The organism is Longimicrobiales bacterium (assembly GCA_035764935.1).
Classification (GTDB): Bacteria; Gemmatimonadota; Gemmatimonadetes; order Longimicrobiales; family RSA9; genus DASTYK01.
In genome coordinates, this window is sequence record DASTYK010000058.1 from 26,577 (window position 1) to 39,287 (window position 12,711).

Sequence of the window (12,711 nt, forward strand, 5' to 3'; positions counted from 1 at the left end):
GCACCCGCCGCATTTGTTTTCGGCATACGACTCGCAGCGCATGTCCTGGCAGGAGGAACCATGCACCGGCAGCGCGAGCGTGAATGGATGGTGGAGCGGGATATCGCTTCCCGCGGAGTCACCGATCCGAACGTCCTTGCCGCGATGCGCGCGATCCCGCGCGAGCTGTTCATACCCCCCGAGTTCACGCGGGAGGCCTACAGCGACCGTGCGCTGCCGATCGCGGAGGGTCAGACCATCTCGCAGCCCTACGTGGTTGCGCTGATGATCGAATCAGCGGAGGTGAAGCCCGGCGACCGTGTGCTCGAGGTGGGCACCGGCTCCGGGTACGCGGCTGCCGTGCTGAGCCGCATTGCGGACGACGTATACACGGTCGAGCGCCATCCCCTCCTCGCGGACCAGGCACGCGAACGCCTGCGACAGCTCGGCTGCGACAACGTCCACGTTGCAGTGCGCGACGGCACGCTCGGCTGGGAGGAGCATGCCCCCTATGACGCGATCATCGTCGCCGCGGGTGCGCCTGCACAGATTCCGCGGGCGCTGCAGGAGCAGCTTGCGCCCCGCGGCCGGCTCCTGATCCCCCGAGGTGTGACCCAGCTCGGACAGGACCTGATCCGTGTGCGGCGATCCCGCGACGGCACCCACTTCGACGAGGAGAACCTGGGTGCGGTGGCGTTCGTGCCACTCATCGGCGCGGCCGGCTGGATCTCCGCGGGTGGGCGCGCGGCGCGCGAGAGCGAGGAGCAGCGACTGCAACCCGCGGAGGGCGGCGCGGCGCTGCACGCGGTACCGCGCACTCTGCCGGAGCGGATCGCCGCTGGAGCAGAGACCTTTACCGACATCGAATCTGCATCCCTCGCGCCCCTGCTGAACCGCATCGGAGATGCGCGGCTCGTCCTGATCGGCGAGGCGAGTCACGGCACGTCGGAATTCTACCGGATGCGGGCGCGGATCACGCAGGAGCTGATCGAGCGCAGAGGCTTTCACTTCGTCGCCGTGGAGGCGGACTGGCCGGACGCCGCCGAGATCGATGCATACGTGCGAGACACGCCGCGCGAACGGCCTCGGGAGAAGCCCTTCCAGCGCTTCCCTCGCTGGATGTGGGCCAACACCGATGTAATGGACTTCGTCCACTGGCTGCGGGCGCACAACGAAGGGCACCCCGTGGGCGAGCGGGTCGGCTTCCATGGGCTCGACCTCTACTCGATGCATGCGTCGATCGATGCGGTCCTGCACTACCTCGACGATGTCGACCCATCCGCGGCGGCACTCGCGCGCGAACGGTATGCGTGCCTCACTCCATGGCAGGCCGACCCCCTGCTCTACGGTGCTTCCCCGCCGGTCGGCGCGTTCGAAGACTGTGAGAGCGCAGTGCTCGCGATGCTGAACGATCTCATGCGAAGCCGCTTCGACTACGTGCGGGCAGACGGACGACGATTCGCAGACGCCGTCCACAACGCCCGGCTGATTGCGAGTGCCGAGAAATATTATCGCGTGATGTACCGGGGCTCGGCCGCCGCGTGGAATCTTCGCGACCAGCACATGTTCGACACTCTCGTCATGCTGCTCGAAGAAACAGGACCGCACGCGCGCGGTGTCGTCTGGGCACACAACTCACACCTGGGTGACGCTTCGGCCACGGCCATGGAGCAGCGCGGCGAGTTCAACGTCGGCCAGCTCGTGCGCCAGTCGTTCGGCGATGATGCGTACCTCATCGGCTTCGGCACCCACACCGGGACCGTCGCCGCGGCGCCGGAATGGGGCGCGCCGATGCAGATCATGAACGTGCGGCCCTCGCATCCTCGCAGCTATGAGCACCTCGCACACGAGAGCGAGGTGCCGGCCTTCTTCCTGCCACTGCGCACGGAAAAGGACGGCTCCCTGCGCGACGCGCTCAAGCCCGACCGGCTGGAGCGGGCGATCGGCGTGATCTACCGCCCGGAAACCGAGCTGCAGAGTCACTACTTCCACGCATCCCTGCCCCGCCAGTTCGACGAATGGGTCTGGTTCGACCAATCGACAGCAGTGACGCCGATCAGTGAAGCACACCGCGAGGAACTGGCGGATCTGCCCGACACGTTCCCGTTCGGCATCTGAATCGGGAACGCGGCGGCCTGTCCTCGATCAGGGTTGAGTGGGGGGCCAGTTTCGGAGCCGGTCCATCGGCAGGCTCGGTCTGCATGACGAGGGGGCGCGCTTCGTGCGCCATGGTCGGACGCCCCGCAGAACCAACACCTCAGGAGGATATGCGATGGCTCAGGAAAGACAGAATCGCGAGCGTCAGGGCCGACAGGACCGCGACGACACGCAACGGCAGCAGCACGAAGAGTCGAATCGCCAGACCCGGCAGGGCCGCGAAAGCGAGAGCACGCGCCAGGGGCAGGGAGGTTCACGACAGGGCACGGACCAGCAACCCGGTGAGGAGGGCGACCTGGGCAAGCGGAGCACACGCGAGCAGAGCGGCGGCTCGCAGCGCAACCGGAACATGTAGGGAAGCGCAGCCCGGTGCGGTCCCGCACCCGGGCGCGCACGTCCCGCGAAAAAGGCCGGCATCGGAATGGGTGCCGGCCTCGTCGTTTCCGGTTTCGCCGCGTTGCGAAGATCGGTGAAAATCGCCCTGACGCGATCGATCAGCTCTGGAAACGCATCACGCTCGTGTGCGGGTGCTCACTCCACCGAGTCGTAGGCGCGCAGGCTCGCACCCAACGCACGATCCAGGAGCCGGTGCGCGACGGCGAGGGCGTCGTCGACGGGCAGCTCGAGGAGCTCCGCCTCCGCAACGTCACGCAGGAAGCGGTCGAGAACCTCGTGCAGCAGGCGGTACTCGCGCTCGATCTCTCTGCGTGCCCAGCCGATCCTGCGACGCTGCCTGCCGTGGCGGGCTGCCATGATGTCCTGCAGCCCGTTGCCTTCGCGCACCATCGGGTCGTCGGGCGAGCCGTCGGCGAGCGCCGTCATGGTTCGGGCGATGATGGCGAGCACGGCAGCGGTATGGTCGGCGATGTCCGGCGTGGGCGTGTCGCGTGCGCTCCGCACGTAACGGTCTGCTCGCAGCCGGGCGACGAGCCTGTCCTCGACCTCATCGACGGTGGCGAGGAGTGCGTGGCCGAGCTTCCGGAGTGCGGGGGCCGGGCGCAGGTTGTCGAGCGCGTCCTGCTGCTCCCAGGAGGACTGGCCGGGGAGCTGTTGTTCAGCAGGTGCGAGCCAGAGGAGAAACCGTGAACCCTCGCCGGGCCTGCTGTGCACGGTGAGATCGCCTGCCATCAGGCGTGCGAAGCGACGGCTGATCGTGAGCCCGAGACCGGTCCCTCCCGTGAGCCGCGTGTGTCCCGAATCGGCCTGCACGAACGGGTCGAAGATGTGCTCGATCTGGTCCGGTGCGATCCCCACGCCGGTGTCCTCGACCTCGACAACGGTCCAGGGTCCCACGTCCGGCAGCGCCGCCTCCGGGTCGGCGATCGGGTACATGCTGCAGCGGACGGTGATCCTGCCGCCCCGTGGCGTGAACTTGACGGCGTTGGAGAGCAGGTTGAGCAGCACCTGCCGGATGCGGCCCTCATCGCCGATCACGCGTGGCTCCGGCCCGCACCGGTGTTCGATCGTGAGCTCGAGGCCGTGCGTTTCCGCCTGCGGTGACATGATCTGCATCGCCGTGTCGATCACCTCCCGCAGCGGTGTCTCCTCGGCCCGCACGAGCATCTCGCCGGCCTCTACCTTGGACAGGTCCAGTATGTCGTCGACGAGGCCGAGCAGGTGCCGGCTGCTCTCGCGGATCCGCGCAACGAACTCCGTCTGCCGGCCGTTCAAGGCGCCGGCCACACCGACGTCCAGCAGATCCGCATAGCCCATCACCGCGTTGATCGGCGTTCGGATCTCATGACTCATGTTCGCGAGGAACTGGCTCTTGGCGCGGTTCGCCTGTTCGGCGTCGTTGCGGGCGCGGTGCGCTTCCGCACGTGCGAGCACGTGCTCGGTGACGTCGTAGCCGTGTGCCACGATCCCGGCGATGTCACCATCGCTGTCGTGGACGGGATAGTAGACGAAATCGACGAACCTCGGCGACGGCTCGGCGCCTGCCGCGAGGGTCAGCGAGACCTGCATCTCCCGGCCCGTGTACGCCTGGCCGGTGCGGAGCACCTGGTCGAGCAGCTGGATGTAGCCCTGTCCGCGCACTTCGGGGAGCGCCTCCGCAACCGGGCGGCCCAGCAGCTCGCGATTGCCGACGAGCTTGTAGTAGGCGTCGTTGACGTACTCGAAGACATGGTCGGGCCCGCGCAGCATCGCCATGAAAGCCGGCGCCTGCGCGAAGATGTCCCGCAGGCGACCCTCGGCGCGCTCTGCCGCGGCACGCGCAGCATGCGTCGCCCGGTCGGACATCACGCGGGACGTCGTTTCCGAGACGATGTTCAGAAAGCAGACGATCGCGCCTTCCTCGTCCCGCACCGCACTGAGGGCAAAGGTGTACCACGCATTCGGCTCACTCGGCGGATCTGCGTGGTCACGCTGTACGATGAAGGGGGCGTCCACCTGGAACTCGGGCGGACCGCCTTCGCGGATCCGCTGGAACATCGGTTCGATCTCCGGCCAGATCTCCGCCCACCCCTCGCGACCCGGACGGCCGAATGCCCGGGGGTGCTTTCTGCCGAGGACCTCCGAGTACGCGTCGTTGTAGACCAGGACGAGCTCCGGCCCGCACCAGAGATTGATCGGGAAGGGTGAGTCCAGGCAGGCGCGGACGGTATTCCGGAGCACGGGGGACCACCGATCGACCGGACCCAGCGAAGTCGCCGACCAGTCCATCTGACGCCCAAGCTCCTTCACCCGGCCTTCACCCATGAACGGGTCGCCCGTCTTCGATGCCGTGCGGCTCACCGGCCTTGCGCCCATCCTTCGATAGTTGGCAGGAACACGTGCAGGCTCGTGGCAAGACTGGTACCGCGCGGCACTGTTGCATGGACCAGCAGTTGCGCTCGCTCAGCCGGTCGCTTCCTGACCCCGCTGTGATGAAGCATCGGCCGCAGCCATGTCGCGCTGCTGCACCAGCGGCAGGCGGAGCACGAACGTGGAGCCCTCCCCCGGCTCGCTGTGAACGTCGATGTCGCCGCCCATCAGGCGCGCGAGCTGTCTGCTGATCGAAAGGCCGAGCCCGACGCCACCGTGCACGCGGGTGTAGCCGCTCTCCCCCTGGACGAATGCTTCGAAGAGCTGCTCCACCCGCTCATCCTCGATGCCGATTCCGGTATCACGCACGGCGATGCACGCCCACTGCACTGCATTGCGGTCGGTGGTCGTCTCGGAACGGACGTCGATGCAGCCTCCTTCGGGTGTGAATTTGACGGCGTTCATCATCAGGTTGATCAGCACCTGCCGGACGCGCAGCGGATCACCGTGGTACCAGACGTCGGGCTCGTCGTCCGTCGGCATGGCGAGCGAGATGTGCTTGGCGCGCGCATCCGGCTCCACGACGTGCGCGGCGGCCTGGACCGCCTCACGCGCGGAACCGTGTCGCGCATGCACCTGCAGCCGTCCCGACTCGATCCGCGCGAGGTCGAGCACTTCGTCGACGAGCCGCATGAGGTGCTGTCCGCTCACGCGGATACGTTCGAGGTGCGTCCGCTGAAGCGGCGTGAGGGAGCCCGGAATCTCGAGCGCCATGAGGTCGGTGTAGCCGATGATCGCGTTGATCGGCGTCCGGATCTCGTGGCTCATCGTCGCGAGGAAGCGCGACTTCGCCTGGTTCGCGGCCTCGGCCTCGGCACGCGCGGCGTCGGCGTCGCTCATCGCTTGGACCAGCTGCTGATTGCTCGCTTCCAGCTCCGTGGCCAGCCGGCGGGCCTCCGTCAGCTGCTCGCGCAGCGCATCTCGGGCCCGGTCCACCTCGGCGGCCATGCTGTTGAAGGCGCGCGCAAGCGTGCCGACCTCATCGGTGCGCTCCGCTGCGACGCGGCGCGTGTAGTCACCCGCCGCAATGCCCTCCGCGGCCGTGCTCAGCTCGCGGATGGGTCGCACGATGCCGAGACTCAGCAGCCAGGCGCCCGCCGCGCCGACCAGCACCAGGACCATGGATCCCAGGACCAGGTTGCGCAGGAACATCTTCGACTGCGCCTGCACACGGCTCATCGGCACTTCCGCCGCGACCCACAGCCGGCTGTTCGGCACCGCGGCTCGCCGCATCATGACCTCGACGCCGTCCCGTACATACCTGCCGCTGTTCGCGGGTGGCGGCGCCACCTGGACCCCGTCGAGCCGGAGCCAGGTGCCTGTCCCGTCCACCATGTAGATGGAGCTGCTGCCGAACAGCTGGATCAGACGCTCCGGCGTGCCGACGAAGATCGGCCGCAGATGGGTGACGTGGCCGAGCACTGCTCCCCCCCGCGTCACCGGTGCCGTGACCCAGAGGAACCGCTCGCCGGCCACGCTGATGATGCTGCCGAGCTCGCCCGTGCCCAGCAGCGGTGCTGCCGCGCGCAGCGAGTCGAGCTGCAGCGGGGTGATGTCCGGCATGGTCCCGGCGCGCAGCGCAGCGGTGCCATCGCTCCGCAGGATCTCGAGCGGCAGGTCGTCCGCCGGCTCGACACCGGCTTCCAGCACAGCGAGCGCAGGCTCGGCCCTGCCACGACCCGACAGGTAGTCGACGACCCGCGGATCGCCCGCAATCTGGCGAACCTGCCCGAGACGCTCGGCCGCGCCCGCCTCCACCACGGACGCCAGCTGCGACGATACGCGGGTCAGGCGCTCCAACCAGGCCTGCATCGACGTCGCCCGCACCTCCGTGTATGCGAACGCCGCGCCGCCGGCCACCAGGATGGCCAGCAGCGCGATGATCAGCAGCGGGAGCCGATACGCCAGCGAGCCACGGCGTCGGATTGGACTTGGCCGGTTCACGATTGCCTGTCGAGGGGGGATACCGCGCCAAGGTAGTCAGCCCGGACGGTCTCTGACAATCCTGTTGTTGCGAAGCGGTGGGCGTCGCGGCTGCTGCGCCCGGCGGTCGAGGATCAGCGCGTGCCCGCCTCGAGCGAGATGGAGAAAGCGCGCGCACGGTTGCCCAGCCCGTGCGCTGCATCGAATCGCAGAACGCCCGCGCCATCGAGTCGCAGCCGCAGTCCGAGTCCGCCGTCGACGGCACCACGGGCAGCGCTGCGACCCGCAGCGTCGGCGGACCCGCCGCCCGCGACAGCACCATCGATGAATGCAGCCACTCCAACGTCGATCGGCCCGAGGCGCGTCAGCCACTGCCTCACTTCGAGCGTGGCACTGGCCAGGCGCGGTGCCCACCAGTCGCTGCGTATGACGCCGTCACCATCGCTCAGCGGATGCGCACGCAGCAGCGCCCATGCATCGGGCCCGGTGCCGGCGCCGTTCCAGAGCCCCCGCGCGGCAGTGCTGCTCGTGAGGGCGCCACCCGCGAGCAGCAGCCACTGCCGCGGTGCTGCATTCGACGTACGCAGCGCGGCATTCACGCGGGCACGACCGGCGCCGCCCGCACCGGGCGACCACCATCCGCTCAGGTCACCGGCGAGCACGACGCGATCCTGGTGCAGGTGCAACGCGGCGCCAGCGTCGACGACGCCATGCGTGTCGCCATCGTTCCAGCGCTGCACGCCGGCGTTGGCTTCCCACGAAACGGCGGGCGTTGCCCAGTCACTCACGCCGAGGGAGATGCTCCGCACGCTCTCACGCCGGGGCACAGCAGCGGCGGCGTTCGCTCCGGCATTCGCGAACGTCCATTCACGCGCACGCACATCGACGTGCGTGACCGCGCGCAGACCGAGCACCCGCGGAACGCTCACGCCAAGCTGCAGTGCGCGGCGATTCTCCTGCCAGCTTCCGCCCACTCGCCAGCGCTCGCCCAGCCGCAGCACGTTCGCAGGTTGGACGAGCACCCGCCGCTCTGCCAGCGCACGCACGCCGTGCAGTGCCAGGTCGAACGCGCCGAGCGGAAGCACCGCGTGCTCCAGCACGGCGACGCCGACCTGCGCCGTGTCGCGCGACACGGGCCGGTAATCAACGCGCGCACGCGCGATCGCCGGCAGTGCCCCCACGCGACGACGCGCGTGCTCGAGCGCGCGCCGCGTGACCAGTGTGCCCGGCGCGATGCCGACCGCATCATTCACGATTGCGTGCGGGGTACGGCGCAGGCCGTCGATGCGCGTCAGGTCGTTGACCGGACGGTCGATCCGATTCCACGCGCTCAGCGCTCCATCCTGCTCGCCGCGAACGAACCGGATCGCGCCCAGCAGCTCCCATGCATACGCGTCGCCGGGCGCATGCCGGAGCCGTCGCAGCACCGCGGCGTCCGCCTCGTCGTAGCGCTGCTGCCGGAACCACAACCCTGCACGCTCGCGCGCGACCAGGGTCGGGTCGGCACAGACCCGGGCCGCGTCCTCGAGCGACCGCTCCGCGGCTGCAAGGTCATTCGCCGCTGCGGCCTCCGCCGCCGTCCGCATGTGTGCCCCACACGGGTCGTCACGAGTGACTGGGCCGATCGTGTCGCCCGGGTGGATCGTGTCGCTGCGCGCACGCTCGCGTTCTGCTCCCGCGTTGCTCGCGCGGCCGCTTACACCCGCGACGTGGCCGGCCTCCGGGTGCGCCGTCTCTGCGGACACCGCCGTGTGCCGGGGGCCCGTACGCAATGCCCAGTACGCGGTCGGCTGCCATGCCCGCATCAGCTCCACTTCACCCATCACCTGGTGCGGCCCGATCGCCGGATCATGCAGCACGACCCGGCCGTCCCCCCACGCGAGCAGGACCACGTAGTGGTAAACGCCGGGGCGATCCTCGATCAGCGCAATGACCGGATCGCCTGCCGCCAGCAGCGCGCGCACGATCTCCTTCGTGCCGCTGAAGGGCGTCGCGTCCACTCCGCGCTCGCGCGCCGCCGCCGTCAGGTCCGTCGTGCGGATGCCGCTCATCGAGTCGACGACCAGGTGCGCGAAGTCCTCCGCCTGAACACCGCGCACGCCATGGTGGCGCAGCACCATCGCGAGTGCGGCGCCACCGCAGAGCAGCTCGCTCTGCGGCACGAACGGCATTCCGAGAAGCGGCGTCGCGGCGGCTGTGCCAGGTGACTGCTGGGCCGAAACGGAGTGCGGGAGCGCAAGCACTGCACTCAGCAGCACTGCGCTCCCGCAGGCGAGCCATCGCACGTCAGTCGGCGATGAGCACGACGACGATGATGAGAAGCAGGATGATGATCAGCGTCGTCGCATTGAACGTGATCGACTGGCCTCCCGCCAGCGCAGCCTCCGCCGCGTGGAGGTGCGGCGCGATCCGCGCCAGCTGCTCCGCCGTCAGTGTACCGACCGCATCGTGCAGGCGGTCCGCATCGAGCGCGTTCGCTGCGGCAATCTCCCGCACGTCGTCACGCTGGAGCAGTCCCTGCAGGCGCGCGCGGTTCTGCTCCGCTGCCGCTGCGTGCTCCAGCACGGCCTGTTCGATTACATCGCCACCGGCGACGTGCGCCGGCTGCTGCGCTGCAGCCTCCTCCGCGCCCAGCGTCCCCGCCAATGCGAACACCACTGCTCCCACACCCATCCGCAACGCCTTCATGCTCACACCCCTGGCTGAGTTCCGGTTCCGGTTCGGCGGCGCGCTCGCGCAAGTAGGGTGCCGAATAGCGAAACGGCCGCCCACCTTGCGGTGAGCGGCCGTTCCTTCGTGCTGACGAACGATCCGGATCAGACCTTGGAGACGTTCTCGGCCTTGGGGCCCTTGGCCTCCTGGACGAGATCGAACTCGACCTGATCACCCTCGGCCAGCGAGCGGAAGCCCGAGCCCTGGATCGCGCTGTGGTGGACGAAGCAGTCCTTCGAGCCGTCCTCCGGCGTGATGAAGCCGAAGCCCTTGGTGTCGTTGAACCACTTCACGGTGCCACGTGTACGCATACCGTACTACTCCTCTTGGTGGATGAGGTCGAGCACGGTATACCCCGGACCGATCCATCATCACGTTCCCTGCGACGGTACCTTCCGCCGCTTACTGCGCCAACAACAACGGGGACAGGCGCACGCCAAGTCCCCGTCGGTCATCAACGCAATCACAAAGGTAATCGCGCGATCCGCGCAACACAAGGGGTTTCGCCGCAGGCCCGCATGGCGGGTGGGGCAGCCGCGCCGCCACGGCTCCGACGCCGACCGGGGCAAGCGGCCGACCACCTCCTGGGTGCCCGGCCGGGTTGTGCGGTCGGCCACCGTCCGGGCGGGCCTGCCGCTCCGGGCCGCTCCCGTGGGCGACCAGCCGCACGAGCCACCGCTTCCCTGCACGCCGGCGAGCCGGGCCTGCCACTCGGCCACCGCTTCCCTGCACCCCGGCGAGCCGCGCAGCGGCCACGCCTGCCGGCACGCTACTCGCAACCCGGCCGGACAGATACCACGCATGACCGCAGCATGGAGACGCACATGGATCCTGTCCCCTACGAAATTCGCGCCGACGACATCGACGAGGTCCTCGCCGCGTACGAGCCCGCCACCGGCTGGAGCGAGCAGGATCGGGCGGCCGTGCACAGGCACGTGATGACACACGTGACCGACCTGAATGAGATCATCCGGACCGCACCCGAGGGATCCGGCGAGGCCCGGCTCGACACACGCACATCCGCCGTCGCGGAACCCGTGGGTGCCCGGCCCGGTGATGGTTCGCCGGCACGGCGGGAGATGGCGCTGGCCGCTATCGAGGAGCTGCTGATCAGTGAGGGGCTCGTCGACGCGCGGGCGGACGAACAGCGCGTGTTTCCCATCGTGGAGGACACGCCGCGCGCCGAGTAGCCCGCGGCGATCGAATCCATCGACGCGCCACGCGCGCCGAGCAGGGCGCGCCAATCGAACCACGGATGCGACGCGCGTCGCGCGGCGTAACGCCCCGGACCGACCCGGCGACTGTCGGGTACGCGAACAAGGCGCGTACTCGCGCGACGTGGTCGCGCACACTACCACACCAGCCTGGAGGTTCTGATCGCCACCAACGCGAAGACCCGAGTCAACACCATGATCCGCATCAGTCCCGTGCGCCTGATCACCGAGGACGGTGAGCAGCACGGCATCGTGCCGCTCGACCAGGCGCAGGAGGCCGCCGAAGCCGCGGGACTCGACCTCGTCGAGGTCGCTCCCAACGCACGCCCTCCCGTCGTCCGCGTCATGGACTGGGGCAAGTTCCAGTTCGAGCAGCAGAAGCGGGCGCGCGAATCCAGGAAGAAACAGCACACCGTCGACGTGAAGGAAGTGAAGCTGCGCCCGCGCACCGACGAGCACGACCTCGAGTTCAAGCTGCGCAATGCGCGCCGCTTCCTCGCCAGGGGAATGACCGTGAAGGTGACCGTACGCTTCCGCGGGCCGGAGCTGCGTCGCCCCGAGACGGGCCAGCAGGTGCTCGACACGGTGGCCGAGGAGCTCGCCGAGGTCGCGCACGTGGAAAGCCGCTCGCGCGTGCTGGAAGGCCGCCAGCTCACGATGATGCTGGCCCCGACCGGGTGACGGCTGGCGCGGGGCGGCACCGGAGCCCGGGTGCCGCCCGGTCAGCCGACAGCGCCCGCACCGGCAGACGACGGGTTCCGAATCCCGCGCCCGGTGGCTCAGCCAACGTTGCACGACACGGGGGGTCTGACGTACGCGAGCAACGTTGCCTGTGATAATACAGGGCAACGTTGCTCGCGTGGCGGTGTCACAGGATCAAAGCAACTTTACCTGTGATTATCGAAGGTAATGTTGCTCGCGTCGCGGTGTCGCAGGACCAGAGCAACGTTGCCTGAGCGCTGCCCCGCTGCACCGCCGCCCCGCGACCCACCGACGCCGCTGCGCCGCGCATGACCCGAACCGCCCGGCCGCGATCCGCTGCGCCGCTCTCAGTTCTCGATCGTCCGTACCTCCACCCGGTTCGCATTGAACAGCGGCACGAGCACGCGGTTGCGACGTGAGTCGTAGCCGATATCGGCCGGCGACTGGAGACTGTCCGCGAACACGCTGACGTTGCCGCCCGTGTCGATGCGGTACACGCTGCTGCTCTCCCAGCTCGATACGAACAGCTCACCTGCACGGCTGCGCACGATGCCGTCGAGCTGTCCGCCCTGAAGCGTCGCGATGGTGTCGGGCGCGCTTCCGTCGAGAGGCACGCGCATGACGACGGCACTGCCGAAGGGCACCACGACGATTGCGTCGTCCACGACCACGATCCCGTTGGGGCTGCTGAGCGCGTCGCCGCTGGCGACCGGCGTCGCACCGTTCGACTCCATGCGCAGGATGGCCGCCCTGCCGTTCGGCTGGAAGCTGGCGTCGACGCCCATGTCGGTCACGTAGAGCGTACCGTCGGCTGCTGTTGCGAGATCGTTCAGGAAGGTCGCGCCCTCGACGCCGCGGGCACCGAGAGGTGCACCGGTCGTGCGATGAAACGCGCGCACGGTGTCGATGTCCGTCACCCACAAGGTGTCGCCGTGCACGGCCATGCCCTTGGGGGCGTGCAGCGTGACTTCCTCGGTGGCCCCATCGATCCATCTGGGCGCATCGACGGTCCCGTCCGGCCGCACGCGCGTGATGAACCCGTTGCCGTCCTTCTCGGTCGGTGCCCCGTTGATGTTGGAGACGTAGTACATGTCCGCCTGCTCGTCCCAGAGCACCGACTCCGGCGTGGCAAGGACGCCTTCCCCGATCGCGAAATCGGTCCGCGCGCCCACGATGCCGGCGGTGTCCGCGGACGCCGCTGTACCGGCGCCGGTGTCCG

The 12,711-nt window shown here is 68.9% G+C and carries 10 protein-coding genes; 4 read left to right on the forward strand and 6 right to left on the reverse strand.

Features of this window, described 5'->3' with window-relative positions; translation table 11 throughout:
* The first annotated feature begins 60 nt into the window (after positions 1-60).
* A complete protein-coding gene (locus VFU06_04675; protein HEU5208686.1) occupies positions 61-2,097 on the forward strand; it encodes a protein-L-isoaspartate(D-aspartate) O-methyltransferase in 2,037 nt (678 codons plus the stop codon).
* A 154-nt stretch (positions 2,098-2,251) separates the two neighbouring features.
* Positions 2,252-2,491: a hypothetical protein gene (locus VFU06_04680; protein HEU5208687.1), complete on the forward strand. Its 240-nt coding sequence runs from the start codon at positions 2,252-2,254 to the stop codon at positions 2,489-2,491.
* 176 nt (positions 2,492-2,667) lie between these two features.
* Here the strand turns inward: VFU06_04680 and VFU06_04685 are convergent, their stop codons facing one another.
* From VFU06_04685 to VFU06_04705, 5 genes are all read right to left on the reverse strand, one after another.
* Positions 2,668-4,872, reverse strand: a complete 2,205-nt coding sequence (locus VFU06_04685) for an ATP-binding protein (GenBank protein HEU5208688.1) — start codon at positions 4,870-4,872, stop codon at positions 2,668-2,670.
* Between the two features lie 102 nt (positions 4,873-4,974).
* The gene (locus VFU06_04690) at positions 4,975-6,885 is read right to left on the reverse strand and encodes an ATP-binding protein (GenBank protein HEU5208689.1); all 1,911 of its coding nucleotides are present in this window, start codon (positions 6,883-6,885) and stop codon (positions 4,975-4,977) included.
* A gap of 113 nt (positions 6,886-6,998) precedes the next feature.
* Positions 6,999-9,122, reverse strand: coding sequence for a cysteine peptidase family C39 domain-containing protein (locus VFU06_04695; GenBank protein ID HEU5208690.1), 2,124 nt, complete (start codon positions 9,120-9,122; stop codon positions 6,999-7,001).
* 28 nt (positions 9,123-9,150) lie between these two features.
* The gene (locus tag VFU06_04700; protein HEU5208691.1) at positions 9,151-9,552 is read right to left on the reverse strand and encodes a hypothetical protein; all 402 of its coding nucleotides are present in this window, start codon (positions 9,550-9,552) and stop codon (positions 9,151-9,153) included.
* Between the two features lie 128 nt (positions 9,553-9,680).
* The gene (locus VFU06_04705; protein HEU5208692.1) at positions 9,681-9,887 is read right to left on the reverse strand and encodes a cold-shock protein; all 207 of its coding nucleotides are present in this window, start codon (positions 9,885-9,887) and stop codon (positions 9,681-9,683) included.
* 513 nt (positions 9,888-10,400) lie between these two features.
* Between VFU06_04705 and VFU06_04710 the strand changes: the two genes are divergently transcribed.
* Entirely contained in the window at positions 10,401-10,766 is a 366-nt protein-coding gene (locus VFU06_04710) for a hypothetical protein (protein ID HEU5208693.1), read from the forward strand.
* 186 nt (positions 10,767-10,952) lie between these two features.
* On the forward strand, positions 10,953-11,471 hold the full coding sequence (gene infC, locus VFU06_04715) for a translation initiation factor IF-3 (protein ID HEU5208694.1): 519 nt from the start codon (positions 10,953-10,955) through the stop codon (positions 11,469-11,471).
* A 368-nt stretch (positions 11,472-11,839) separates the two neighbouring features.
* Here infC and VFU06_04720 read toward each other — a convergent pair.
* Positions 11,840-12,711, reverse strand: an 872-nt coding sequence (locus tag VFU06_04720) for an SMP-30/gluconolactonase/LRE family protein (GenBank protein HEU5208695.1), incomplete at its 5' end; no start/stop codon positions are given.

Bases quoted from the DNA above. Each gene is read 5' to 3' on its own strand.
- VFU06_04675 (HEU5208686.1), top strand. From the start codon at position 61: ATGCACCGGCAGCGCGAGCGTGAATGGATGGTGGAGCGGGATATCGCT.
- VFU06_04680 (HEU5208687.1), top strand. From the start codon at position 2,252: ATGGCTCAGGAAAGACAGAATCGCGAGCGTCAGGGCCGACAGGACCGC.
- VFU06_04700 (HEU5208691.1), bottom strand. From the start codon at position 9,552: ATGAAGGCGTTGCGGATGGGTGTGGGAGCAGTGGTGTTCGCATTGGCG.
- VFU06_04705 (HEU5208692.1), bottom strand. From the start codon at position 9,887: ATGCGTACACGTGGCACCGTGAAGTGGTTCAACGACACCAAGGGCTTC.
- VFU06_04710 (HEU5208693.1), top strand. From the start codon at position 10,401: ATGGATCCTGTCCCCTACGAAATTCGCGCCGACGACATCGACGAGGTC.